Here is a 24627-nt window from a genome sequence, read left to right on the forward strand (position 1 = left end):
GCGCCGAGCCGTTGTGGCGCCGGTGTCCGTCAGGCGGCCGTCAGGCGTCGCCGGACGGGGTGTCCTGGCCGCCGGAAGCGCTCCGGCCGCCTCCTCGGGCGTCGGCGGCTCCGGTGTCCTTCGCGGTGCCCCAGCCCACGTAGTCCTCGCCGTAGGCGCCCTTGGCGGGCCTGCGGCGGCGCATCGGGGGCTCCACACCGTCCGCGAGCCGGCGGGCGGTGAGCAGGAAGCCGGTGTGGCCGATCATGCGGTGGTCGGGCCGTACGGCCAGGCCCTCGACATGCCAGGTGCGGACCATGGTCTCCCAGGCCGACGGCTCGTTGAAGGTGCCGTGCTCGCGGATGCACTCCACGGTGCGGGCGAGCTGGGTGGTGGTGGCGACGTACGCACACAGGATGCCGCCGGGGACGAGCGCCTTGGACACCGGCTCCAGGCACTCCCAGGGGGCGAGCATGTCCAGGATCACGCGGTCCACCTCGGTGTCGCTGAGGTTGTCCTGGAGGTCGCCGACGGTGAGCCGCCAGGCGGGGTGCGGGGCGCCGAAGTAGCGCTCGACGTTCTGGGCGGCGATCTCGGCGAAGTCGGCCCGGCGCTCGTAGGAGTGCAGCATGCCCTGGTCGCCGATGGCCCGCAGCAGAAACATGGAGAGCGAGCCGGAGCCGACGCCCGCCTCGACGACACGTGCGCCGGGGAAGATGTCGGCCATCGCCAGGATCTGCCCCGCGTCCTTGGGGTAGACCACGGCGGCACCGCGTGGCATGGACAGGACATAGTCGGGGAGCAGGGGGCGCAGCGCGAGATACGCGACGTTTCCCGTGGTACGCACGACGGTTCCCTCAGGGGCACCGATCAGCTCGTCATGGGGGAAGGATCCCTTGTGGGTGTGGAAGTTCTTCCCGGCCTCGAGCGTGAAGGTGTAGTGGCGTCCCTTGGGGTCGGTGAGCTGGACCTGGTCCCCGACCTGGAAGGGCCCGCGACGGCGGGCGGCACCGGTCGGTTCGGACATGTGAACAGCCTACCGGGCACTTCACCCTGCCCGGACCACACCGGGGGCCTCAGGAGGGGCCCGCGGGTGTCCTGGCCATGGCCGCCACGAAGGCACGCTCGACATCGGCCGTGGAGAGCACTCCGTAGATCTGGCCGCTCTCCTCCACCACCAGGTACTCGGTGGCGGGGGTGGCCCGCAGGGTGTCCAGCAGCTCCTCGCCGGTGAGCTCGGCGGAGACCCGCATACCGTCCTTGAGATCCTGGGCGAGACCGCTGACCGCGACCCAGGGGCGGCGGTGCTCGGGGATCCCCACGATGGCGGCCTCGCGCACCACGGCGGTGGGGGTGCCGTGGCCGTCCACCACGACCAGGGCACGGGCCCCGGCCTCGTTCGCCCGCCGCAGCGCCTCGGAGAGCGGGGTGTCGGCCGCCACGGGGACGGCTCGCCGGGTGAGCGTACGGGCGCGCAGGTCCGGCAGCCGCTCCCGCAGCCGGGCCATGCGCAGGCTGTTGCCCGCGCCGGTCCAGATGATCGCGGCGAGTATGGCGGCCAGCAGCGCGTCGGTGAGCGAGTCGACGCTGCCGAAGCTCTCGGGCTCGTCGCCGAGCCCGCCCGCCTGGGTGAGCAGCGGCAGTCCGACGAGCACCGCGACGGCCAGCGCGCGGCCGCTCCAGGCGGCGGCGACGGTGCCGGTCATGGGCCTGCCGCTGATCTTCCAGACGACGGCGCGCAGCATCCGCCCGCCGTCCAGCGGCAGCCCGGGCAGCAGGTTGAACGCGGCCACGATCAGGTTGGAGATCATCAGCCCGGCGAGCAGCACCCCGGGCACCGTGCCGGGCTCCACGACCAGCATGCCCAGGTAGAACACGCCCGAGAGGACCAGGGAGAGCAGCGGGCCGACGAAGGCGAGCACGAACTCCCGGCCGGGGGTCTCGGTCTCCTTCTCGATCTCCGAGACACCGCCGAAGAACTGGAGCTGGATCCGGCGCACCGGCAGCTTGAAGCGGAGCGCGGCCACGGTGTGGGCGAGCTCGTGCACCAGCACCGAGGCGTAGAAGGCCACCGCGAAGAAGAGCGAGACCAGATAGCGGGCGGCGCCGAGCTCGGGCAGCACCCGGTCGAGCTGACCGCCGAAGACCCAGGTGATGAGGGCGGCGACCAGGAACCAGCTGGGCGAGACGTACACGGGCACGCCGAACGGGCGGCCCATGAGAATGCCGCCGCCCGTCTCGCGTGGGCGCGGCTGTTTGCCGCCCTCGGGCTCGGTCGTGCGGTCCGATTCCCCGTTGTCGGACTGCCGCTGCCCGCTGTTGTCCACGGTGTCCCCTCGTCGGATGCTCGGTCGCACCCCTCTTTTGATACGGTCCCCACGATCATGCAGTGCGAGGGGCTCGGACGTCGATGGTATGCGTCCGGCTGTCAGTGGCGGGTCGTAGGGTCTTCGCCATGGGAACCACCACGGGAACCACCACCGGGAAGGCCGAACCGCCGGACGGGCCGCCGAGGTCCGCTCCAGCCGCCTCGTTGTCACCGTCACGGGCGGCCGATTTCATGCGGTGCCCGTTGCTGTACCGCTTCCGAGTAATCGACAAATTGCCGGAGAAGCCCAGCGCGGCGGCCACCCGCGGCACGGTGGTCCACGCGGTGCTGGAGCGGCTCTTCGACACCCCGGCCGCCGAGCGCACCTCGCCGCGGGCCCGGGCGATGGTGCCGGGCGAGTGGGATCGGCTGCTGGCGGCCAAGCCGGAGCTGGCGGAGCTGTTCCAGGAGGAGGACGGCGCCCCGGCGCCGGACCGGCTGGCCGAGTGGCTGACGGGGGCTCAGACGCTGGTGGACCAGTGGTTCTCGCTGGAGGACCCGACGCGTCTGGAGCCCGCGGAGCGGGAGCTGTTCGTCGAGACGGAGCTCGAATCCGGGCTGCGGCTGCGCGGAATCATCGACCGGATCGACATCGCTCCCACGGGTGATGTGCGGATCGTGGACTACAAGACGGGAAAGGCCCCCGCGCCGCAGTACGCGGGCGAGGCCCTCTTCCAGATGAAGTTCTACGCGCTGGTGCTGTGGCGGCTGCGCGGGGTCATCCCGCGGCGGCTGCAGCTGGTCTATCTGGGCAGCGGCGACGTGCGGACGTACGACCCGGACGAGCGGGATCTGCTGGCGGTGGAGCGCAAGGTGCTGGCCCTGTGGGAGGCGATCCGGCTGGCCACGGAGACCGGTGCGTTCGTACCCCGCCAGACCAGGCTGTGCGGCTGGTGCGATCACCAGGCGCACTGTCCGGAGTTCGGGGGTACGCCGCCGCCGTATCCCCTGGCGGTCGTGCCCGTCCAGTCCGGCAGAATGGACGCGGTCTAACGAAGGAGTTCCCGTGGCGATCCGCGTCCTACTGGTCGATGACCAACCGCTGCTGCGCACCGGCTTCCGGATGATCCTCGAGGCGGAGCAGGATCTGGCGGTCGTCGGCGAGGCAGGGGACGGTCTGCAGGCCCTCGACCAGGTGCGGGCGCTGCAGCCCGATGTGGTCCTGATGGACATCCGGATGCCGCGGATGGACGGCGTGGAGGCGACCCGCCAGATCACCGGTCCGGGGCGGGACGGCCCGGCCAAGGTGCTGGTGCTGACCACCTTCGACCTGGACGAGTACGTGGTGGAGGCGCTGCGCGCCGGGGCCAGCGGCTTTCTGCTGAAGGACGCGCCCGCCACCGAGCTGGTGCAGGCCATCCGCGTGGTGGCGGCGGGCGAGGCGATGCTGGCGCCCAGCATCACCCGCAGGCTGCTCGACAAGTACGCCGGGCATCTCCCGTCGGGCGAGGAGCCGGTGCCGGACACCCTGCACACCCTGACCGAGCGCGAGGTCGAGGTGCTGAAGCTGGTGGCCCGGGGGCTGTCCAACGCGGAGATCGCCGCGGATCTGTTCGTCAGCGAGACCACGGTCAAGACGCATGTGGGCCATGTGCTGACCAAGCTGGGGCTGCGCGACCGGGTGCAGGCCGCCGTGTACGCCTACGAGAGCGGCCTGGTCCGCCCCGGCGCGCAGTAGCGGCACCCGGACGGTGGCGGTACGGCAGGAGGCCCGGGGCGCGCGCCCCGGGCCTCCTGCCGTACCGCCGTAAGGCCGCCTGTCCCCGTCAGCCGTCGGACGACTTGCCGATCTCCCAGAAGCGGAAGACCGTCGAGGAGTCGAGGGTCCACTGCAGCCCGGAGATGTCGTCCTGGGCCACCGCGTACTGCTTGCCCTGCCACAGCGGGAGCATCGGCACCTCGTCGGCGACGATGTCCTGGATCCGCTGGAAGTCGCCGACCGTGGCCTCGCGGCTGGGCTGCTCGGCGGTGGCGGGGATGAGCTGCGCGGACAGCCGCGGCGAGGTGTAGTGGTTGGCCAGGACGTTGCCGGCGCCGAAGAACGGGGCGACGAAGTTGTCCGGGTCCGGGTAGTCGGGCACCCAGCCCTTCACATAGACGCCGTACTTCCCGCCGGCGACGCCCTTCTCGTACGCGGCGACGTCCGCGCTCTTCACATCGACGTCGAACAGCCCACTGGCGTTGAGCTGCTCGGCGATCTGGCGCAGGCCCGGGACGGTGCCGGGGCCGTAGCGGATCGGGGTGCCCCACAGCGTCAGCTTGACCTTGCCGGAGATGCCCTCGTCCCGCAGCGCCTGCTTGGCCTTCTCGGGCTGCGGGCGGTCGCCGTACTTGTCGTAGAAGGCGGTGTTGTGGCCGGTGATCCCGGCCGGGACCACCGAGTACAGCGGTTCGGCGGTGCGCTTGTAGACGTCCCGCACCAGGGTGGAGCGGTCGATGAGGTACGCCATGGCCTTGCGCACGCCGAGCTTGCCCGCCACCGGGTTCTTCATGTTGAAGACCAGGTGCTGGACCTCGGCGCCGGTGCCCTCGACCACGTTCAGGCTCTTGCCGCCGCCGAGGCTCTGCGCCTGGAGGTCGGCGAGGTCCCGCATGGCCAGCCCGCGGTAGGCGAGGTCCACATCGCCCTTCTGCACGGCGGACTTCAGCCGTGCCTGCCCGCCGTGGAAGAACTTCAGGTTCAGCCCGGAGTTCTTCGGCCGGGCGGGCCCCTGGTAGCCGCCGTTGACGGAGAAGTCGGCCTCGTCCTTGGTGAAGGAGTCCAGCTTGTAGACGCCGGAGCCGACCGCCTTGTGGTCCGTGCGCAGCTTGTCGGCGGGGTATTCCCGGTGGTCGACGATGGACCCGGCGCCGGAGGCGATCTTCTGCGGGAAGGTCGCGTCGGAGTTCTTCAGATGGAAGACGACGGTCCGCTTGTCCGGGGTGTCGATGCTCCCGATGGAGGTGAGCATCAGCGCCGGACCGTTCGCGTCATTGATCCGCTTGGTGCGCTCGAAGGAGAACTTGACGTCCTCGGAGGTGAGCGGGTGGCCGCCTGAGAACGTCAGGTCGTTCTGCAGCGTGCAGGAGTAGACCCGGCTGGCGTTGTCCTTGAAGGAGCACTTCTCCGCCGCCTCCGGCTGCGGTGTGGTGCTGCCCTTCGGGAAGCTCAGCAGGGACTGGAAGACGTTGTTGAACAGCAGCCAGGAGCCCGGGTCGTAGCCGGATGCCGGGTCGGTGGCGAGCACCTCGTCCGACATCCCCATGACCACGTGCTCGCCGCTGCCCGCCGCGTCCCCGTCCTCACTGCCGCATCCGGTGAGCAGGGCGGCGGCCAGTCCCGCGCCGAGGGGAGCTGCCAGCCACTGATCACGTTTCCTCAACGGTCTTCCTCACACATTCGTCGTTCCGTGCCTGACCCCCGTGGGTCGTTCTCAGTCGCCCTTCCCGAGCTCCCACAGCTGGAGCATGGTCGAGGAGTCGAAGGCGTACTCGGCGCCGATGACGTTCTCGCGGGCGGCCACATAGGTGTTGCCCTGCCACAGCGGGAGATAGGGCACGTCGCTGGCGACAGCGTTCTGGATCGACTGGAAGTCCTTGTCGGCGAGGCTGCGCTGGGCCTCCTGCCGGGTCTTGGGGATCAGCTCGTCCTGGATGGTGCTGTTGCGGTAGGGCGAGTTGAGGAAGTTGTCCGTGGTGAGGAACGGCGCGGTGTAGCTGTCGGGGTCCGGGAAGTCGGGCAGCCAGCCCATCCCGGAGGCGGAGAACTGGCGCTTGATGAGCGCGGGGCGGAAATCCCGCCACGGGTAGCCCTTGATCGTGACGGAGAAGAGGCCGCTGCGGTTGAGCTGCTTCTTCAGCTCCTTGAACTCCCCGGCCGTCTCCGGACCGTAGTGGTCGGTGGTGTAGGTCAGCGTCAGCTTCACCGGGGTGTTGATACCGGCGTCGCGCAGCACGCTCTTGGCGACCGCGGGGTCCGGGTCGCCGTACTCGTTGTGGAACGAGTTGATATGCGAGGAGATGCTGGTGGGGATCATCGAGTAGAGCGGCTCGGCGGTCCGCTTGTACACATCGCGCACCAGCGCCTGGCGGTCCACGAGATGGGCGATGGCCTGCCGGACCGCCTTGTTCTTGACCGCCGGGTCCGAGGTGTTGAAGACCAGATAGCGGATGCCCTGCCCGGAGGACTCGAAGAGGCGCACGCCCTTGACGTCGCCCTTGTTGAGCTTGTCGATCTGATCGGGCGAGAAGCCGCGGTGGACCACGTCGATGTCGCCCTTGACCAGCGCCTTCTCCATGGTCGAGGCGGAGTCGTAGAAACGCATCTCCGCCTTGTCGGCCTTGAGCTGGACATCGCCCTTGTAGTGGGAGTTCTTGGTGAAGACGACCTTGACCAGCCGGTTGTCGCGCACCTCGGTCTTCGCGCTGTACGGGCCCGAGCCCGTCATCTCGAAGCCATCGCGCAGCGCGTCGGGCTTGTAGACCTCGCTGTCCAGGATCGCGGCGGCCGGAGTGGTGAGCTTCGACGGGAAGGTCGCGTCCGACTGCGAGAGGTGGATGACGATCTCGCGGTCGCTGGGGGTTTCGATCTTGTCCACGTTGGACAGCAGCGACTTGGTGCCGTTGGGGTCGTCGATGCGCAGCACGCGCTCGAGGGAGAACTTGACGTCCTCGGACGTCAGATCGTGACCGTTGGAGAACTTCAGCCCGCTGCGCAGCGTGCAGCGGTACTGCTCGCTCTGCCGGTCCTGGAAGCCGCACTTCTCGGCGGCGTCGGGTATCGGCTCGGTTCCGGAGCGGGGCAGTCTCATCAGCGTCTGGAAGGCGTTGTGCAGCACGCTCCAGGAGGCGAAGTCATAGGCCAGGGCCGGGTCCAGCGGAGCGGGCGCCGCCTTCGACGCCTCAATGCGGTCCGTGCTGCCCAGGACGATCGCCTCACCGTCCGACCCCGAGCCGTCGGTACCACCGCACGCGGCGAGCGTGGAGATCAGGAGGCCGGCCACAGCCGGCAGCACCAGCGACTTGCGCGTCATTGTCGGGAGTCTCCCTGCCATCGATCAACTACTCGCGACGAGATTAGTCCGCGGCGCCGACCATGCTCAGACACAACGAAGTTGAGGCGATATCACGCCCCGATAACGAGCGGCCATCGACCGATATCCGGACGCTGCCACGATTCGTACGGCATGCCACCAATCCGGACACATGGGTTCACCCAAATCGCATCAGACAGGACGTGCGACAGACAACCGTCCGATCCGCTCACCGCATGTGCAGTGATAAACATCACGTTCCCTTGTCGCCAACGGAACGTGAAAAGTGCGCCCGCGCTATTCAGTTTGCAATTTACAGAAATACGCTCGGTGCACGTTCAGTGCATTGCGGTGACCAGAGTGCGCAGAAATGAAAGATCGACTTCTTCGAGCGAACCGACGACCGTACGCCCCGCGGCGGGCTCGATCGGCACCACGGACGGCACCGCGACCACCCGGCACCCGGCCGCCTCCGCGGCCCGTACGCCCGTGTCGGTGTCCTCGATGACCACGCACCGCCCCGGCTCGGCGGCCAGTCCGGCCGCGGCGAACAGATACGGGTCCGGATGCGGCTTGGTCCGCTCGACCTCGTCGCCCGCGACCGTCAGGGCGAAGTGCTCCGGGCCGAGCGAGCGCAGGACCCGGTCCATCACCCGCCGGTGGGAGGCGGAGACCAGGGCGGTGGGGATGCCCTGCGCGGCCAGCTCGGTGAGCAGCCGGCGGGCGCCGGGCAGCATCGGCACACTGCCGTCGATCAGCTCGGTGAAGCGGCTGTTGAGCAGGCCGGTGAGCTCGGCGAGGGCGATCTCGGCGCCGGTGGCCTCGATCAGGAACTGGGCGCTGCGCGACATCGGGCCGCCGACGACGATCTGGCGGTACTCCTCGGCGAGAGCGTGACCGAGCTCGGCGAAGATTGCGACCTCCGCGTCCCACCAGATGCCCTCGGTGTCGACCAGGGTGCCGTCCATGTCGAGCAGAACGGCTTGCAGTGCCGAGCCTTCGGCCGTACGGGTATCGACGGCGGGGATGCTGCTGGTCATCCAAACACCTCCGGATAAGGGGCACGAAGGCCGGCCCCCTTCCACTGACGGGAAGGCGACCGGCCTCTACCGGATCGACCAGTCTACGTCGCGCCGCGCCGACGCGCCTCGTGAGCACCGTAAGGCGGTCACGAACAGCCGCCGGAGGACTACCGCGCGTTGAAGTACTTGGCCTCCGGGTGGTGGATCACGATGGCGTCCGTGGACTGCTCGGGGTGAAGCTGGAACTCCTCCGAGAGCTTCACCCCGATCCGCTCGGGCCGCAGCAGATCGGCGATCTTCGCGCGGTCCTCCAGATCGGGGCAGGCGCCGTAACCCAGCGAGAAGCGCGCGCCGCGGTACTTCAGCGCGAACATGTCCTCCATCTCGTTCGGGTCCTCACCGGCGAAGCCCAGCTCGGCGCGGACCCGCGCGTGCCAGTACTCGGCCAGCGCCTCCGCCAGTTGCACGGAGAGGCCGTGCAGCTCCAGATAGTCGCGGTAGGAGTCGGCGGCGAACAGCTCGGCGGTGGCCTCGCCGATCTTCGAGCCGACGGTCACCACCTGCAGCCCGACGACATCGGTCTCACCCGACTCCTCGGGCCGGAAGAAGTCGGCCAGGCACAGCCGGCGGCCCCGGCGCTGGCGCGGGAAGGTGAAGCGGGTCCGCTCGCTGCCGTCCTCGTTCAGCAGGACCAGGTCGTCGCCCTTGGAGACGCACGGGAAGTAGCCGTAGACGACGGCCGCCTCCAGCAGGTTCCCCGTGTGCAGCCGGTCCAGCCAGCCGCGCAGCCGGGGCCGCCCCTCGCTCTCCACCAGCTCCTCGTAGCCGGGCCCCTCTCCGGTGCGGGCCTGCTTGAGCCCCCACTGGCCCTTGAAGAGCGCCCCCTCGTCCAGCCAGGAGGCGTAGTCGGCCTGCTGGATGCCCTTGACGACGCGGGTGCCCCAGAAGGGCGGGGTGGGGAGGGGGTTGTCGGTGGACACGTCCGAGCGCGCGGGGCCCTCGTCCGGCTCCGGCTCCCGCACCTGGGCGGCGCGCTGGGGGACGCGGCGCTGCCGGAGCTCGGGGAGCGCGGCGCCGGGCACACCGCGCTTGACGGCGATCAGGGCGTCCATGAGCCGCAGGCCCTCGAAGGCGTCGCGGGCGTAGCGCACCTCGCCCTCGTAGATCTCGTGCAGATCCTGCTCGACGTACGCGCGGGTGAGGGCGGCGCCGCCGAGGATGACGGGGAACTGGGCGGCCAGCTTGCGCTGGTTGAGCTCCTCCAGGTTCTCCTTCATGATCACCGTGGACTTCACCAGCAGCCCGGACATGCCGATCACATCGGCGCGGTGCTCCTCGGCGGCCTCCAGGATCGCGGAGACCGGCTGCTTGATGCCCAGGTTGACCACGTTGTAGCCGTTGTTGGACAGGATGATGTCCACGAGGTTCTTACCGATGTCATGGACGTCGCCGCGGACGGTGGCGAGCACGATGGTGCCCTTGCCCTCGTCGTCCGACTTCTCCATATGCGGCTCCAGATGCGCCACCGCGGTCTTCATGACCTCTGCGGACTGGAGCACGAACGGAAGCTGCATCTGGCCGGAGCCGAAGAGCTCGCCGACCACCTTCATGCCGTCCAGCAGCGTCTCGTTGACGATCTCCAGGGCGGGGCGCTCCTGGAGCGCCTCGTCGAGGTCGGCCTCCAGGCCGTTGCGCTCACCGTCGATGATGCGCCGCTTGAGACGCTCGTCCAGGGGCAGCGCGGCCAGCTCCTCGGCCTTGCCCGCCTTGAGGGACTTGGCGGTGGCGCCCTCGAAGAGCCCCATCAGCTTCTGCAGCGGGTCATAGCCCTCGGCGCGGCGGTCGTAGATCAGGTCCAGGGCGGTCTTGACCTGCTCCTCCTCGAACCGCGCGATCGGCAGGATCTTGGAGGCGTGCACAATCGCCGAGTCCAGGCCCGCCTTGACGCATTCGTCGAGGAAGACGGAGTTGAGCACGATCCGGGCGGCCGGGTTCAGGCCGAAGGAGATGTTCGACAGGCCCAGCGTGGTCTGGACGTCCGGGTGGCGCCGCTTGAGCTCGCGGATCGCCTCGATGGTGGCGATGCCGTCCTTACGGGACTCCTCCTGACCGGTGCAGATGGTGAAGGTCAGGGTGTCGATGAGGATGTCCGACTCGTGGATGCCCCAGTTGCCGGTCAGGTCGTCGATCAGCCGCTCGGCGATCTCCACCTTGTGCTCCGGCGTGCGGGCCTGGCCCTCCTCGTCGATGGTCAGCGCGATCAGGGCGGCGCCGTGCTCCTGGGCGAGCCGGGTGACCTTGGCGAACCGCGACTCGGGGCCGTCCCCGTCCTCGTAGTTGACGGAGTTGATGACGGCGCGTCCGCCGAGCTTCTCCAGCCCGGCCCGGATGACGTCGACCTCGGTGGAGTCCAGGACGATGGGCAGGGTGGAGGCGGTGGCGAACCGCCCGGCCAGCTCCTCCATGTCCGCGACACCGTCCCGGCCGACGTAGTCGACGCACAGGTCGAGCAGATGGGCGCCCTCGCGGATCTGCTCCCGGGCGATCTCCACACAGTCGTCCCAGCGAGCCTCCAGCATGGCCTCGCGGAACTTTTTGGAGCCGTTGGCGTTGGTGCGCTCGCCGATCGCCAGATACGAGGTGTCCTGGCGGAACGGCACGGTCTGGTAGAGCGAGGCGGCGCCGGGCTCCGGGCGCGGGGAGCGCTCGGTGGGGGTCAGATCGCGGACCCGCTCGACGACCTGGCGCAGATGCTCGGGCGTGGTGCCACAGCAGCCGCCGACCAGCGAGAGCCCGTACTCGCGGACGAAGGTCTCCTGGGCGTCGGCCAGCTCGCCGGGGGTGAGGGGGTAGTGGGCGCCGTCCTTGCCCAGCACCGGAAGGCCGGCGTTGGGCATGCAGGACAGCGGGATACGGGAGTGGCGGGCGAGATGGCGCAGATGCTCGCTCATCTCGGCGGGGCCGGTGGCGCAGTTGAGGCCGATCATGTCGATGCCGAGCGGCTCGAGGGCGGTGAGCGCCGCGCCGATCTCGGAGCCGAGCAGCATGGTGCCGGTGGTCTCGACGGTGACCGAGCAGATCAGGGGGAGGTTGGCACCGGTGGCGTCCAGGGCGCGGCGGGCGCCGAGGATCGCGGCCTTGGTCTGCAGCAGGTCCTGGGTGGTCTCCACCAGGAGGGCGTCCGCGCCACCGGCGATCATGCCCTCGGCATTGGCCTGGTAGGCGTCGCGGAGGGTGACATAGGGGGCGTGGCCGAGGGTGGGCAGCTTGGTGCCGGGGCCCATGGAGCCCAGCACCCAGCGCTGGCGTCCGTCGGCGGCGAACTCGTCGGCGACCTCACGGGCGATCCGGGCGCCGGCCTCGGAGAGCTCGTGGACGCGGTCGGGGATGTCGTACTCACCGAGCGCCGCGTGGTTGGCGCCGAAGGTGTTGGTCTCGACGCAGTCCACCCCGGCGGCGTAGTACTCCTCGTGGACCGAGCGGACGATGTCCGGGCGGGTGATGTTGAGGATCTCGTTGCAGCCCTCGAGCTGCTGGAAGTCGTCGAGACTGGGGTCCTGCGCCTGGAGCATCGTCCCCATCGCGCCGTCGGCGACCACCACGCGGGTGGCCAGTGCTTCGCGGAGCGCTTCGGCTCGGGCGGCGGATGTGGGCGATGGCGTATGCGAGGCCATGGATGTGCTCCCTGGAGTGCGACGGCTGTCGGCTTTGCGCCCTCCTCTGGGGACGGCGCACCACGCCAGGGTAGCTGCCAGTGGTCATTTGACGATGGTCGTTCCATCAGCCGGGATGGGGCGCGGCCGGCCGGCCCTCGGCGGGCCCTTGATCGTCGACACATGACCTTGCGGTACCGCGGGGTCGACATGGACCGATAGTGTTCAGCATTGTCGAACCGCAGTCAGGAGGTTGGCGATGGCCCGGAACATCCAGTCGTTGGAGCGCGCCGCCGCGATGCTACGCCTGCTCGCCGGTGGTGAGCGACGTCTGGGACTGTCCGACATCGCCTCCACTCTGGGGCTGGCCAAGGGCACCGCGCACGGCATATTGCGCACGCTGCAGCAGGAGGGCTTCGTCGAGCAGGACGAGGCGTCCGGCCGCTATCAGCTCGGCGCGGAGCTGCTGCGCCTGGGCAACAGCTATCTGGACGTGCACGAGCTGCGCGCCCGGGCCCTGGTGTGGACGGACGACCTGGCCCGCTCCAGCGGCGAGAGCGTGTACCTGGGCGTGGTGCACCAGCAGGGTGTGCTGATCGTCCACCATGTCTTCCGGCCGGACGACAGCCGCCAGGTGCTGGAGGTCGGCGCGATGCACCCGCTGCACTCCACGGCCCTGGGCAAGGTGCTCTCCGCGTACGACCCGGTCGCCCACAGCGAGGTGACCGAGGCCGACCGTAAGGCGTTCACCCCCCGCACGGTGACCGGGGAGCGGGAGTTCGAGGGCGTGCTGGACCTGATCCGGGCGCGCGGCTGGGGCTCCGATGTGGAGGAGACCTGGGAGGGCGTGGCGTCGGTCGCGGCGCCCATCCACGACCGGCGCCGGCTGCCCGTGGGCGCGGTGGGGATCACGGGCGCGGTCGAGCGAGTGTGCGACGGCGGGGAGCTGCGCTCGGAGCTCGTGGCCGCCGTACGGGACTGCGCCCGCGCCGTCTCCCGGGACCTGGGCGCCCTCCGTTTCTGAATCGTGGCAACCCGCGCGGATCTGCCCCCATATCCCGGCATGACCTGCTTCATCACGGTTTCACATACGCGCGATTTTTCCTTCACACGACCCTTGACGGGGTCTTCGCCGTGAAGAAAACTGCCGTTCATCGGTCGGCATTGTCGAACACCTGACGACAATATTCGCTATGGTGGACTCGCCGCGGGCCGACCAACGCCCTCCCACGAGGGCGCGGACCACCGGTGAGAACCCGGGGGTTCGCCTTCCCCTGGACGAAGGACAAAGGAGTCGCGGGTGTCCAGCTCCGACATCTTCATCGGCGAGACCATCGGTACCGCCGTACTCACTCTGCTCGGCTGCGGTGTCGTCGCCGGCGTGATCTTGAAGCGATCCAAGGCGTTCGAGGCGGGGTGGGTCGCCATCACCCTCGGGTGGGGCTTCGCCGTGCTCACCGGCGCGTATATCTCGGCGCCTCTCTCGGGGGCCCATCTCAACCCGGCGGTGACGCTCGGCCTCGCCATCAACGGCGGCATCGAGTGGAGCGATGTGCCGGTCTACTTCCTCGGGCAGATGCTCGGCGCGGTGATCGGCGCGTCGCTGGTGTGGCTCGCCTACCTCGGCCACTTCCACGCCCATCTCACCGACCGCGAGATCGTCGGCGGCCCGGGCGCCCAGGACACGGTGGCGGCGGACAAGCAGCAGGCCACCGACGCCGGCCCGGTGCTGGGTGTCTTCTCCACCGGCCCCGAGATCCGGAACGTCGCGCAGAACCTGGCCACCGAGATCATCGCCACGGCCGTGCTGGTGCTCGCCATCCTCACCCAGGGGCTCAACGGCGACGGCAAGGGCCTGGGCGTCATCGGCGTCATGATCACCGCCTTCGTGGTGGTCGGCATCGGCCTCTCGCTCGGCGGCCCGACCGGTTACGCCATCAACCCGGCGCGTGACCTCGGCCCCCGTATCGCCCACGCCCTCCTGCCGCTGCCCAACAAGGGCGGCTCGGACTGGGGCTATGCCTGGATCCCGGTCGTCGGCCCGCTCATCGGCGGCGCCATCGCCGGCGGGATCTACGAGATCGCCTTCGCCTAGCCCACCCCACCACCCGCAGGAGAGCAGCAGATCATGACCGACACCCACACCACGAGCGCCTCGTCCCACGGCCAGGGCCCGTTCATCGCGGCCATCGACCAGGGCACCACCTCCAGCCGCTGCATCGTCTTCGACCGCGACGGCCGCATCGTCTCGGTGGACCAGAAGGAACACGAGCAGATCTTCCCCAAGCCCGGCTGGGTGGAGCACAACGCCACCGAGATCTGGGAGAACGTCAAGGAGGTCGTCGCCGGCGCCATCAGCAAGGCCGGCATCACCGCCATCGACGTCAAGGCGATCGGCATCACCAACCAGCGCGAGACCACCCTGCTGTGGGACCGCAAGACCGGTGAGCCGGTGCACAACGCCATCGTCTGGCAGGACACCCGCACCGACGCCCTCTGCCGCGAGCTCGGCCGCAACGTCGGCCAGGACCGCTTCCGCCGCGAGACCGGCCTTCCGCTGGCCTCCTACTTCGCCGGTCCCAAGATCCGCTGGCTGCTCGACAACGTCGAGGGGCTGCGGGAGCGGGCCGAGGCGGGCGACATCCTCTTCGGCACCATGGACTCCTGGGTCATCTGGAACCTGACCGGCGGCGTCAACGGCGGCGTGCACGTCACCGACGTCACCAACGCCTCGCGCACCCTCTTGATGAACCTCCACACCCTCGACTGGGACGAGAAGATCCTCACGTCGATCGACATCCCGGCCGCCCTGCTGCCGCGGATCCGCTCCTCCGCCGAGGTCTACGGCCACACGGCCGAGGGCGTCCTGGCGGGCGTGCCGGTCGCCTCGGCGCTCGGCGACCAGCAGGCGGCCCTCTTCGGCCAGACCTGCTACGCCGAGGGCGAGGCCAAGTCGACCTACGGCACCGGCACCTTCCTGCTGATGAACACCGGCGAGAAGCCGGTCAACTCCTACAACGGGCTGCTGACCACCGTCGGCTACCGGATCGGCGACGAGAAGCCGGTCTACGCCCTGGAGGGCTCCATCGCGGTCACCGGTTCGCTGGTGCAGTGGATGCGGGACCAGATGGGCCTGATCAACAGCGCCGCCGAGATCGAGACCCTCGCCAGCTCCGTCGAGGACAACGGCGGCGCGTACTTCGTGCCCGCCTTCTCCGGCCTGTTCGCCCCGTACTGGCGGGACGACGCGCGCGGTGTGATCGCGGGCCTGACCCGCTATGTCACCAAGGCGCACATCGCGCGCGCCGTGCTCGAGGCCACCGCCTGGCAGACCCGCGAGATCGTCGACGCGATGACCAAGGACTCCGGGGTCGAGCTCACCGCGCTCAAGGTCGACGGCGGCATGACCTCCAACAACCTTCTGATGCAGACCCTCTCGGACGCCCTGGACGCACCCGTGGTGCGCCCGATGGTCGCCGAGACCACCTGCCTCGGCGCGGCCTACGCCGCCGGTCTGGCCGTCGGCTTCTGGCCGGACACCGACGCCCTGCGCGCCAACTGGCGCCGGGCGGCCGAATGGACCCCCCGAATGGACGCGGACGTCCGCGACCGCGAGTACAAGAACTGGCTCAAGGCCGTGCAGCGGACCATGGGCTGGATCGAAGACGAGGAGTAATCAATGACCACCCTGCAGAGCGTTCCGTCCCTCGGAACGCACCCGGCTGCCGGTTCGAACCCGAGCCGAGCCGAAACCCGGGAACAGCTTTCCAAGGCGACGTACGACCTCCTGGTGATCGGCGGCGGCATTCTGGGCATCACCACTGCCTGGCACGCCGCGCAGTCCGGGCTGCGGGTGGCGATGGTGGATGCCGGTGACTTCGCCGGCGCCACCTCCTCCGCCTCTTCCAAGCTGCTCCACGGCGGCCTGCGCTATCTCCAGACCGGCGCGGTCAAGCTGGTCGCCGAGAACCACTTCGAGCGGCGCGCGGTCTCCCGTACCGTCGCCCCGCACCTGGCCAACCCGCTCACCTTCTATCTGCCGGTCTACAAGGGCGGCCCGCACGGCGCGGCCAAGCTGGGCGCGGGTGTCTTCGCCTACTCGGCGCTCTCCGCGTTCCGGGACGGCGTCGGCCATGTGATCGGCGCCGAGCGGGCCGCGCGCGACGTCCCGGAGCTGCGCACCGAGAACCTCAAGGCGGTCGCGGTCTACGGCGATGGCCAGATGAACGACAGCCGCATGGCCCTGATGACGGTCCGGGCGGCCGTGGAGGCGGGTGCCACCGTCCTCAACCACGCCGAGGTCATCGGCCTGCGCAAGAGCGACGGCCGGGTCACCGGCGCCGAGCTCAAGGACCGCACCGACGGCACCGAGTTCGGGGTGAACGCCCGTCTGGTGCTCAACGCCACCGGCCCCTGGGTGGACCATCTGCGCCGGATGGAGGACCCGAACGCGGCGCCGTCGATCCGGCTGTCCAAGGGCGCGCATCTGGTCCTCAAGCGCACCTCCCCCTGGCGGGCGGCGCTGGCGACCCCGATCGACAAGTACCGCATCACCTTCGCCCTCCCCTGGGAGGACATGCTGCTGCTGGGCACCACGGACGAGGAGTTCGAGGGCGACCCGGCCGATGTCGCGGTCAACGACAAGGACGTCGCCCAGATCCTGGACGAGGCGGCCTTCTCCATCCGCGACCAGCAGCTCTCCCGCGACCTGATCACCTACTCCTTCGCGGGGCTCCGGGTGCTGCCCGGCGGCCCCGGCGACACCGCCAAGGCCAAGCGCGAGACCGTGGTCACCGAGGGCAAGGGCGGAATGCTCTCCATAGCCGGCGGCAAGTGGACCACCTTCCGCCACATCGGCCGCACCGTGATGCACAAGCTGGCCGAGCTGCCGGGCCGTCCGCTCGCCGACGACATGGAGCCGGTCAAGCAGCTGCCCAAGCACATGCCGCTGCCGGGCCTGGCCAATCCGCACGCCGTCGAGCACCGGCTGCTGGTGGACGGCGGCACCCCCGGCCCGCGCATGGCCGCCGACACCGCCCGTCACCTGGCGACCCACTACGGCTCGCTCTCCTTCGACATCGCCCGGCTGGCCAGCGGCGACCCGGCGCTCGCGGAGCGCGTCCACCCGGACGCCCCGGAGATCTGGGCGCAGGTCGTCTACGCCCGGGACTACGAGTGGGCGCGCACGGCGGACGACGTACTGCGCCGCCGCACCACCCTGACCATCCGCGGCCTGGACTCCGAGGACATCCGGAGCCGGGTCGAGGACCTGCTGGCCAAGCGACCCTGACCCCCGCGGGGCCGCCTCCCCAGATCCGGGCGGCCGGGTGAGAAGAAACGTCTTCTCACCCGGCCGCCCGGACTCGGTTCAGGCCCCGGCCGGATCGCCCCGGTGGTGCGCCGGGGGGCGCCCAGCACGCCGCGGAGCTGACCTGAGACTTCCCCAAGTTCCGTCGCTTGTACGGCAGTTGGTGGTGATCCCGTGGGGCGGCCGCAGACCTACTCGCGCGTTAAAAATCTGCTGTATCGCTCTTGCCTTCTTCGGCGGTGCGCGCATCAATGACATCGCCCGTGGATGACGGGCGGGAACCCCCACACATCAGCGCACTCCCCCACTCCGGAAGGCAGTCCCATGAGACGCTTCAAGCTCGGGATCAGCACGGCAATGGGAACAGCAGCACTGGCCGCCGGCGCGCTGGCGCTGGCGCCGACCGCCTCCGCGGTCGACCCCACGACCGCGACCCTGACCGCCGATTGCGGGACCTACGGGTCGGGCCTGGCCACCCTCACGGCCACGCAGAGCGGGACGGCCGCGACCATCACCCTGTCCTCGGGAGCGATCAAGGCTCCGATCGACGTTCCGGCGGGCTCGGTGAGCTCGACGCTGACGCTGTCGAAGAACGGCTCCGGGACCACCACCTTCACCGGCAACGCCAACCCGGCCATCCCGACCGGCTCCGACGTGACCACCGGCCCGCTCAAGGGCACGGTGGCCGCGGGCGACGTCCTGGAGGCCAAGTCGCTCAAGCTGGTCATCTTCGGCCTGATCACGGTGAACTGCACGGCCACCTCGCCCCAGACCCCGGGGCCGTTCACCTTCTGAGCCATCCGATGAACCTGCTCTGAGCCCGTCTTCGGGCCCTCCCGGCAGCAGGTCCCAGCGGACCGGCGGCGTCCCCGGCAGACGCCGCCGGTTTCGCGCACGCCATAAGTCATAATGGACCTCTGATACATCGGATGTTTTGCTCCGGGGAGGTCCACCATGGCGGTCACCGACGAGGCGATCGAGAAAATCAAGGGCATGATCGTCTCGGGCGCGCTGCGCCCCGGTGACCGGCTCCCCAAGGAGAGTGAGCTGGCCGCCGATCTCGGGCTGTCCCGCAACTCGCTGCGCGAGGCCGTGCGGGCCCTGTCGCTGATCCGGATCCTCGACGTACGGCAGGGCGACGGCACCTATGTGACCAGCCTCGACCCCCAGTTGCTGCTGGAGGCGCTGAGCTTCGTCGTGGACTTCCACCGCGATGACACCGTACTGGAGTTCCTGGCGGTACGGCGGATTCTGGAGCCCGCGGCCACGGCGCTGGCCTCCACCCGGATCAGCGAGGCCGACCTGGACCGGCTCCAGGCGCAGCTGGACGCGCTCGGGCAGACGCCGTCGGTGGAGGAACTGGTCGCCTGCGACCTGGAATTCCATCGCGGCATCGTCCAGTGCTCGGGCAACTCGGTGCTCTGCTCACTGCTCGACGGGCTCTCCGGCCCCACCACCCGGGCCCGGGTGTGGCGCGGTCTGACCCAGGAGGACGCGGTCAGCCGCACCCTCCATGAGCACCGGGCGATCCTCTCCGCGCTGCGGGACCGCGACGCGGAGGCGGCACGGTCCTGGGCGACGGTGCACATCGCGAGCGTGGAGCAGTGGCTGCGCTCCACGCTGTGAGCGTCGGCAGGCGGCGCGCGTCTTACGGCTGGAGGCCGTAGGCGCGGGCCGCGTTGCCGCCGAAGACGGCGGCGCGCTCGTCCTCGCCGAGTTGGCGGGTGGCCCGCTCCGCGAGGGCCACCACCTCGTCGTAGGTCGCGGCCAGGACGCACACCGGCCAGTCGGAGCCGAACAGCACCCGGCCGGGCCCGAAGGCGTCCAGGACGTGCCGCGCGTACGGCAGCACCTGCTCCGGCTTCCAGCCATCCCAGTCGGCCTCGGTGACCAGTCCGGACAGCTTGCAGTCGACGTTGGGCAGGGCCGCGAGCGAGGTGAGCTGCCGGGCCCAGAGGTCGCGCTCGCCACTGGCCACGGGCGGTTTGGCCGCGTGGTCGAGGACGAAGCGCACCTGCGGCAGCTCGCGGACGGCGTCGATGGCCGCGGGAAGCTCGCGCGGGGTGACCAGCAGGTCGTAGACCAGCCCCGCGTCGGCCACGGCGGCGAGCCCCCGGCGGGCGTCGTCGCGGTCCAGCCAGCGCGGATCCGGCTCGTCCTGCACCTGGTGGCGCAGGCCCACCAGCCGGTCGCCGCCGGGTCCGGCGGCCAGCTCCGCGAGCACCTCGCCCACCCCGGGATCGGTGAGGTCGGCCCAGCCGACGACGCCCGCGATCCGGTCCGACCCGCCGGCCAGGGCCAGGAGTTCCCGGGTCTCCTCGACGGAGGAGCTGGACTGGACGACGACGGTGGCGTCGATCCCATGGGCGGCCAGATGCGGAATGAGGTCGTCCGGGGTGAAGGTGCGGCGGATGGGTTCGGCCCACGGGCCGTCCATCCAGGGCTGCTCGCGGCGGGTCAGGTCCCACAGATGATGGTGGGCGTCGATACGGCGAGGCAAGGTCACTCCTCGGGGGTTGGGACCGGCAGCGGGATGTCCTCGTCGAGCAGCCCGCGCGCCACCAGAGCCTGCCACAGCTCATCGGGGATGTCGTGGGTGAACAGCTCGGCGTTGTCCCGGACTTCGGCCGGGGTGACGCAGCCGACCACCGCCGCGGCCACCGCGGGATGGCCGAAGGGGAAGCGCAGCGCGGCGGCCCGCAGCGGCACCTCGTACTCGGCGCACACCTCGGCCAGCCGCCGGGCCCGCGCCAAGAGCTCGGGCGGTGCCTGCTGGTAGTTGTAGCGGGCCCCGGGGGCGGGGTCGGCGAGCAGCCCGGAGTTGTAGACCCCGCCGACCACCACGGAGGTGCCGCGCCGCTCGCACACCGGCAGCAGATCGTCGTGGGCGGTGCGGTCCAGCAGCGTCCAGCGCCCGGCGCACAGCACGACGTCCACATCGAAGTCGGCGACGAACCGGGCGAGGAGGTCGCTGTGGTTCATGCCGAAGCCGATGGCCCGGACGAGCTTCTCCTGCTTCAGCTCGGCCAGCGCCGCGAAGCCCGTCTCATAGACCTCACGGATGTGGTCTTCCGGATCGTGAACGTAGACGATGTCCAGGGCGTCGACCCCGAGCCGCTCCAGGGAGGACTCAAGGGTGGCGCGGATGCCGTCCCGGGTGAAGTCCCACTCGCGGACCCGGTCGGGGGTGTCGGCGAACCCCTCCGCCTGGACCGGCTCCCCGGGGGCGCGCGGCCGCAGCCGCCGCCCCACCTTGGTGGAGAGGGTGTACGAGGCGCGCTCGCGCCCGGCCAGCACCCGCCCCAGCCGCTCCTCGGAGAGACCGACGCCGTAGTGCGGCGCGGTGTCCATATAGGTGAGGCCGGTGTCGAACGCCGCTCTTACGGTGTCCCGCGCGCGCTCCTCCGGCACTGCCTCGTAGAGATTGCCCAGCGGCGCGCAGCCAAGGCCCAGGGGTGGTACGCGTACCCCCGAGCGCCCCAGTTCGCGCGGGCCGCTCGGCGCCCGTCCTCCGTCGTCCACCATGGCTTCCTCCCGACCGGCTCTCAGTCCTGCTTCTCGCCGCTGGCGTAGCGGGAGATGATCAGCGCGACGATGATGATCGAGCCGTTGATGAACTGGTTCCACAGGGGCGGTACCCCGCCCAGGGTCATCACATTGACGACCAGTTGCAGCGTCAGCACGCCCGTGAGCGCTCCGAAGAGCGTGCCACGGCCGCCCTTGAGGCTGATTCCGCCGATGACCGCGGCGGCGAAGACCTGGAAGATCCAGCCGTTGCCCTGGGTCGCGGCGACCGAGCCGTAGTGGCCGGTGTAGAGGATGCCCGCGAAGGCGGCGAGGAGTCCGCCGACGCTCAGCACGATCCAGGTGATCCGGTCCACCCGGATGCCCGCCGCCCTCGCGGCCTCGGGGTTGCCGCCGATCGCGTACAGCGCGCGCCCGTGCCGCAGATAGCCCAGCGCCAGGCCGCCGAGGGCGTACAGCCCCAGGCAGATCCACACGGCGGCGGGCACGCCCAGCCACTCGGCCTTGCCGAGGTAGCGGAACGACTCGGGGACGTTGACGATCGACTGGCCCTCGGCGACGCCGACCTGCAGTCCGCGCAGCATGGTGAGCATGCCCAGGGTCGCGATGAAGCCGTTGACGCGCAGCTTGAGCATCAGGAAGCCGTTGGCCGCACCGATCAGCGCCCCGACCGCCAGACACAGCGGTATGGCGGTCCACACCGGCAGCAGCCCCAGGCCCTCGAACCGCGCCCCGTGATCGGGCAGGACGAGCCACAGGGCGATCACCGGCGCCACGGCGATGGTCGACTCCAGGGAGAGGTCCATCCGCCCGCTGATCAGGATCAGCGCCTCGCCCAGCACCAGCAGCCCCAGCTCGGTGGACTGCTGGACGACGCCTATCAGGTTGTCCTCGGTGAGGAAGGCGGGCGAGACGATGAAGCCGATGACCCCGAGGACGAAGATCACGGGGACCAGTGACAGATCGCGCCAGCGCGCGATGTCGATCCGCGGCCGGCCCCGCCCCACCGGGCCGTCAGCCACCGCCTCGGCGGTCCGCTGGCGTGCCGTATCGGTCATGACTGCCTTCCTTCTGTGCGGTCTTCTGTGTCCCCCGACGTGCCGTTGGTGCCCGGCTCCGTCATGCCCTCCATGGCGGCGACGAGCTGACGGTCGCTCCAGCCGCTGTCGAACTCCGCGACCACCCGCCCGTGGAAGAACGCCAGGATCCGGTCGCAGACCCGCAGATCGTCCAGTTCGTCGGAGACGATGACCGCGCCGCTCCCGGCCGCGGCGACGTCCCGTACGACGCCGAGCAGCGCGTCCTTGGACTTCACGTCCACCCCGGCGGTCGGGCGGATCGCGACCAGGAGGCTGGGCTCACGGGCCAGCGCCCGCGCGATGACGACCTTCTGCTGATTTCCGCCGGACAAACCCGAAACGGGCTGCGAGGGGCCCGAGGTCTTGATGTCCAGGGAGGTGATCATCCGCTGGGCGAAGGCGCGGGTCCGGGAGGGCAGCACCGTGCCGTAGGGCCCCAGTTGGTCGGTGACGGTCAAGGTGGCGTTCTCGGCGACGCTGCGGCCCAGGACCAGGCCCTGGTCGTGCCGGTCCTCCGGGACGTAGCCGATGCCCGCGTCGATGGCGTGCGGCACGCTGCCCGGGCGCACCGGGCGGCCGCGCACCGACAGCTGCCCGCCGGCCGGTTTGCGCAAACCCACCAGGGTCTCGCCGACCGCCGTGTTGCCGCTGGCCGTGGCCCCGGCCAGGCCGAGCACCTCGCCGGGGCGCACCACCAGGTCCAGCGGGTCGAACTCGCCCTCCAGGGTGAGCCCTTCGGTGCGCAGCACCGGCTCCCCGCCCGGGTCGGCCGCCTTACGGGCGACGGGGGCGCGGACGGCCGCCCGGGAGTCGCCCCCGGGCGCCGTGCCGTCGTCCCCGGTCATCGCCGCCACCAGCTCCTCCTTGGGGAGGTCGGCGACCGGGGCGGTGAGCACATGCCGGGCGTCGCGGAAGACGGTGACGGTGTCGCAGAGTTCGTAGACCTCCTGCAGATGGTGCGAGATGAACAGGAAGGCGACCCCCTGCCGGCGCAGCTCGAGCAGCTTGGCGAAGAGCCGGTCGATACCACCCGCGTCGAGCTGGGCGGTGGGCTCGTCGAGGATGATCAGCCGGGCGCCGAAGGAGAGGGCGCGGGCGATCTCCACGAACTGCCGCTGTTCGACGCTGAGGTCCTTCGCGCGCGTCTGCGGATCCACTTCCACGCCGTACTCGGCCAGCAGCGCGCGGGCGTCCTCGCGCAGGGCGCGCCAGCGGATGTGGCGCGCCCCCGGGAAGCGGTTGAGGTAGAGGTTCTCGGCGACCGTCAGGTCCGGGACCACCATCGACTTCTGGTAGACACAGGCCACCCTGCGCTGCCAGGCGGCGGTGTCGCCGTAGCCGGGGGCGGGCTCGTCCCCGAAGGTCACCTCGCCCTCGTCCGGGCGCTCCATCCCGGTCAGGACGGACACCAGCGTGGACTTGCCCGCCCCGTTGCGTCCGACGAGCGCATGGGCCTCCCCGGGCCGGACGGCCAGCCGGGCGTGGTCCAGGGCGACGGTGGGCCCGAACCGTTTGACGATGCCCTGGGCCCGCACCACGGCGGGCTGCTCGACCGCGCCCATGGTCACTTCTTCTCGAGCTGGTTGGCCCACAGCTTCTTGTCGTCGACGTTCTCCTTGGTGACCAGCGGCGCCGGGAGCTGGTCCTCCAGGCCGTTCTCGATCTTGACGATGTTGGAGCCGTGATCGGTGGGGCCGGGTTTGAACGTCTTGCCGTCCAGAGCGGCCTTCGCGTAGTTCAGGGCCCACTGGGCGTAGAGGTCGGCGGGCTGGGAGAGCGTGGCGTCGATCTTCCCGGAGCGGATCGCGTCCAGCTCCTCGGGTATCCCGTCGTTGGAGATGATCGTGATGTGCTTGTCCGAACCGGCCGGCTTCAGCAGCCTCTTCTGCTCCAGCAGCGCGAGCGTGGGCTGCAGGAAGACGCCGCCCGCCTGCATGTAGATGCCGTTGATGTCCTTGTGCTGGGCCAGCAGGCTCTGCAGCTTGGCGGAGGCCACATCGCCCTTCCAGTCGGTGGGCAGCTCATGCACCTTGATGCCGGGGTACTTCTTCTTCATGCAGGAGGCGAACGCCTGCGAGCGGTCCCGGCCGTTGATGGAGCTGAGGTCGCCCTGGAGCTCGGCGACCCGGCCCTTGCCGCCCAGCTTCTCGCCGAGGTACTCGCACGCCTTGGTGCCGTACGCCCGGTTGTCGGCCCGTACCACCATGTAAATCTTGCCGGAGTCGGGCCGGGTGTCCACGCTCACCACGGGGATCTTCTTCTCCTCCAGCTGTTCCAGGGTGGAGGAGATGGCGCCGGTGTCCTGCGGGGCCATGACGATCGCCTTGGCGCCCTGGTCGGTGAACGCCTGGACGTTGGCGACCAGCTTGGAGATGTCGTTCTGCGAGTTGGACAGCGGCAGCGCGGAGACGGTGCCCTTGTCGACACCCTTCTCCAGGTACTGCTGGTAGGAGTTCCAGAAGTCGGTGTCCGTCCGCGGCATGTCGATGCCGACCTTGCCGCCGCCGGCGCCATTGCTCTCGCGGTTGCAGCCGGTGAGCGCTGCGACGGCCAGCAGCACGGCGCAGGCGGCGGTGCCAGTGGTGCGGAGTCTCGTCATCGAGTCCCGTCCTTGGTCGTTCTGGGTCGAGTGGTGCGGGTGGTGCTGGTCTCGGGCGTAGCGTCGGGCGAAGCCGTTGTCC

General features: G+C 70.1%; 19 protein-coding genes. 8 read left to right on the top strand and 11 right to left on the bottom strand.

All coding sequences use genetic code 11. The features are described 5' to 3' along the window. Positions 1 to 40: 40 nt before the first annotated feature. Both J5X86_RS18225 and J5X86_RS18230 read right to left on the bottom strand, forming a co-directional pair. Positions 41 to 1006 carry a tRNA (adenine-N1)-methyltransferase gene (locus J5X86_RS18225; protein ID WP_208517845.1) on the bottom strand — a complete coding sequence of 322 codons (966 nt, stop codon included), beginning with the start codon at positions 1004 to 1006 and terminating at the stop codon, positions 41 to 43. A gap of 49 nt (positions 1007 to 1055) precedes the next feature. After that, positions 1056 to 2306: a site-2 protease family protein gene (locus tag J5X86_RS18230; protein WP_208518028.1), complete on the bottom strand. Its 1251-nt coding sequence runs from the start codon at positions 2304 to 2306 to the stop codon at positions 1056 to 1058. A 128-nt stretch (positions 2307 to 2434) separates the two neighbouring features. Here J5X86_RS18230 and J5X86_RS18235 point away from each other — a divergent pair, with 128 nt between their 5' ends. Together J5X86_RS18235 and J5X86_RS18240 are read left to right on the top strand one after the other, a co-directional pair. Continuing rightward, on the top strand, positions 2435 to 3340 hold the full coding sequence (locus J5X86_RS18235) for a RecB family exonuclease (RefSeq protein WP_374229263.1): 906 nt from the start codon (positions 2435 to 2437) through the stop codon (positions 3338 to 3340). A gap of 13 nt (positions 3341 to 3353) precedes the next feature. Next, positions 3354 to 4025, top strand: coding sequence for a response regulator transcription factor (locus tag J5X86_RS18240; protein ID WP_009719179.1), 672 nt, complete (start codon positions 3354 to 3356; stop codon positions 4023 to 4025). An 88-nt stretch (positions 4026 to 4113) separates the two neighbouring features. On the opposite strand, the gene J5X86_RS18245 is transcribed toward J5X86_RS18240, so the two are convergent. From J5X86_RS18245 to metH, 4 genes are all read right to left on the bottom strand, one after another. Next, entirely contained in the window at positions 4114 to 5709 is a 1596-nt protein-coding gene (locus J5X86_RS18245; protein ID WP_208517846.1) for an ABC transporter substrate-binding protein, read from the bottom strand. A gap of 51 nt (positions 5710 to 5760) precedes the next feature. Continuing rightward, the gene (locus J5X86_RS18250) at positions 5761 to 7359 is read right to left on the bottom strand and encodes an ABC transporter substrate-binding protein (protein ID WP_208517847.1); all 1599 of its coding nucleotides are present in this window, start codon (positions 7357 to 7359) and stop codon (positions 5761 to 5763) included. A gap of 338 nt (positions 7360 to 7697) precedes the next feature. Beyond that, the gene (locus tag J5X86_RS18255) at positions 7698 to 8399 is read right to left on the bottom strand and encodes an HAD family phosphatase (RefSeq protein ID WP_208517848.1); all 702 of its coding nucleotides are present in this window, start codon (positions 8397 to 8399) and stop codon (positions 7698 to 7700) included. A 149-nt stretch (positions 8400 to 8548) separates the two neighbouring features. Next, positions 8549 to 12055 carry a methionine synthase gene (gene metH / locus J5X86_RS18260; RefSeq protein WP_208517849.1) on the bottom strand — a complete coding sequence of 1169 codons (3507 nt, stop codon included), beginning with the start codon at positions 12053 to 12055 and terminating at the stop codon, positions 8549 to 8551. 238 nt (positions 12056 to 12293) lie between these two features. On the opposite strand from metH, the gene J5X86_RS18265 reads away from it, so the two are divergent. The 6 genes from J5X86_RS18265 to J5X86_RS18290 all read left to right on the top strand — a co-directional run bounded on the left by J5X86_RS18265 (position 12294) and on the right by J5X86_RS18290 (position 18968). After that, positions 12294 to 13058, top strand: a complete 765-nt coding sequence (locus J5X86_RS18265; protein ID WP_208517850.1) for an IclR family transcriptional regulator — start codon at positions 12294 to 12296, stop codon at positions 13056 to 13058. A 276-nt stretch (positions 13059 to 13334) separates the two neighbouring features. Continuing rightward, on the top strand, positions 13335 to 14129 hold the full coding sequence (locus J5X86_RS18270; RefSeq protein ID WP_208517851.1) for an MIP/aquaporin family protein: 795 nt from the start codon (positions 13335 to 13337) through the stop codon (positions 14127 to 14129). A gap of 33 nt (positions 14130 to 14162) precedes the next feature. Continuing rightward, the gene (glpK, locus tag J5X86_RS18275; protein WP_208517852.1) at positions 14163 to 15710 is read left to right on the top strand and encodes a glycerol kinase GlpK; all 1548 of its coding nucleotides are present in this window, start codon (positions 14163 to 14165) and stop codon (positions 15708 to 15710) included. A gap of 3 nt (positions 15711 to 15713) precedes the next feature. After that, the gene (locus tag J5X86_RS18280) at positions 15714 to 17324 is read left to right on the top strand and encodes a glycerol-3-phosphate dehydrogenase/oxidase (protein ID WP_208517853.1); all 1611 of its coding nucleotides are present in this window, start codon (positions 15714 to 15716) and stop codon (positions 17322 to 17324) included. Positions 17325 to 17666: 342 nt separating this feature from the next. After that, entirely contained in the window at positions 17667 to 18137 is a 471-nt protein-coding gene (locus J5X86_RS18285) for a hypothetical protein (protein ID WP_014059527.1), read from the top strand. Between the two features lie 159 nt (positions 18138 to 18296). Further along, positions 18297 to 18968 carry a FadR/GntR family transcriptional regulator gene (locus J5X86_RS18290; protein ID WP_078640519.1) on the top strand — a complete coding sequence of 224 codons (672 nt, stop codon included), beginning with the start codon at positions 18297 to 18299 and terminating at the stop codon, positions 18966 to 18968. 22 nt (positions 18969 to 18990) lie between these two features. Here the strand turns inward: J5X86_RS18290 and J5X86_RS18295 are convergent, their stop codons facing one another. From J5X86_RS18295 to J5X86_RS18315, 5 genes are read right to left on the bottom strand one after another with little or no spacing between them, the layout of a single operon-like run. Further along, on the bottom strand, positions 18991 to 19842 hold the full coding sequence (locus J5X86_RS18295; RefSeq protein WP_208517854.1) for an amidohydrolase: 852 nt from the start codon (positions 19840 to 19842) through the stop codon (positions 18991 to 18993). 2 nt (positions 19843 to 19844) lie between these two features. Further along, positions 19845 to 20867: an aldo/keto reductase gene (locus tag J5X86_RS18300; protein WP_208517855.1), complete on the bottom strand. Its 1023-nt coding sequence runs from the start codon at positions 20865 to 20867 to the stop codon at positions 19845 to 19847. Between the two features lie 20 nt (positions 20868 to 20887). Beyond that, positions 20888 to 21925: an ABC transporter permease gene (locus J5X86_RS18305; protein WP_208517856.1), complete on the bottom strand. Its 1038-nt coding sequence runs from the start codon at positions 21923 to 21925 to the stop codon at positions 20888 to 20890. Then, positions 21922 to 23508, bottom strand: a complete 1587-nt coding sequence (locus tag J5X86_RS18310) for a sugar ABC transporter ATP-binding protein (protein ID WP_208517857.1) — start codon at positions 23506 to 23508, stop codon at positions 21922 to 21924. The genes J5X86_RS18305 and J5X86_RS18310 overlap by 4 nt, the downstream gene beginning before the upstream one ends. Before the next feature lie 2 nt (positions 23509 to 23510). Continuing rightward, a complete protein-coding gene (locus J5X86_RS18315; protein ID WP_208517858.1) occupies positions 23511 to 24545 on the bottom strand; it encodes a sugar ABC transporter substrate-binding protein in 1035 nt (344 codons plus the stop codon). Positions 24546 to 24627: the final 82 nt, after the last annotated feature.

The sequence above is a fragment of the Streptomyces sp. NEAU-YJ-81 genome (assembly GCF_017592595.1).
Classification (GTDB): Bacteria; Actinomycetota; Actinomycetes; order Streptomycetales; family Streptomycetaceae; genus Streptomyces; species Streptomyces hygroscopicus_B.

What these genes read in the sequence shown, in the direction of transcription:
- J5X86_RS18225 (WP_208517845.1), bottom strand. Translation starts at nt 1,006, where the DNA reads ATGTCCGAACCGACCGGTGCCGCCCGCCGTCGCGGGCCCTTCCAGGTC.
- J5X86_RS18235 (WP_374229263.1), top strand. Translation starts at nt 2,435, where the DNA reads ATGGGAACCACCACGGGAACCACCACCGGGAAGGCCGAACCGCCGGAC.
- J5X86_RS18250 (WP_208517847.1), bottom strand. Translation starts at nt 7,359, where the DNA reads ATGACGCGCAAGTCGCTGGTGCTGCCGGCTGTGGCCGGCCTCCTGATC.
- J5X86_RS18255 (WP_208517848.1), bottom strand. Translation starts at nt 8,399, where the DNA reads ATGACCAGCAGCATCCCCGCCGTCGATACCCGTACGGCCGAAGGCTCG.
- metH (WP_208517849.1), bottom strand. Translation starts at nt 12,055, where the DNA reads ATGGCCTCGCATACGCCATCGCCCACATCCGCCGCCCGAGCCGAAGCG.
- J5X86_RS18265 (WP_208517850.1), top strand. Translation starts at nt 12,294, where the DNA reads ATGGCCCGGAACATCCAGTCGTTGGAGCGCGCCGCCGCGATGCTACGC.
- glpK (WP_208517852.1), top strand. Translation starts at nt 14,163, where the DNA reads ATGACCGACACCCACACCACGAGCGCCTCGTCCCACGGCCAGGGCCCG.
- J5X86_RS18280 (WP_208517853.1), top strand. Translation starts at nt 15,714, where the DNA reads ATGACCACCCTGCAGAGCGTTCCGTCCCTCGGAACGCACCCGGCTGCC.
- J5X86_RS18285 (WP_014059527.1), top strand. Translation starts at nt 17,667, where the DNA reads ATGAGACGCTTCAAGCTCGGGATCAGCACGGCAATGGGAACAGCAGCA.
- J5X86_RS18290 (WP_078640519.1), top strand. Translation starts at nt 18,297, where the DNA reads ATGGCGGTCACCGACGAGGCGATCGAGAAAATCAAGGGCATGATCGTC.
- J5X86_RS18300 (WP_208517855.1), bottom strand. Translation starts at nt 20,867, where the DNA reads ATGGTGGACGACGGAGGACGGGCGCCGAGCGGCCCGCGCGAACTGGGG.
- J5X86_RS18305 (WP_208517856.1), bottom strand. Translation starts at nt 21,925, where the DNA reads ATGACCGATACGGCACGCCAGCGGACCGCCGAGGCGGTGGCTGACGGC.
- J5X86_RS18310 (WP_208517857.1), bottom strand. Translation starts at nt 23,508, where the DNA reads ATGGGCGCGGTCGAGCAGCCCGCCGTGGTGCGGGCCCAGGGCATCGTC.
- J5X86_RS18315 (WP_208517858.1), bottom strand. Translation starts at nt 24,545, where the DNA reads ATGACGAGACTCCGCACCACTGGCACCGCCGCCTGCGCCGTGCTGCTG.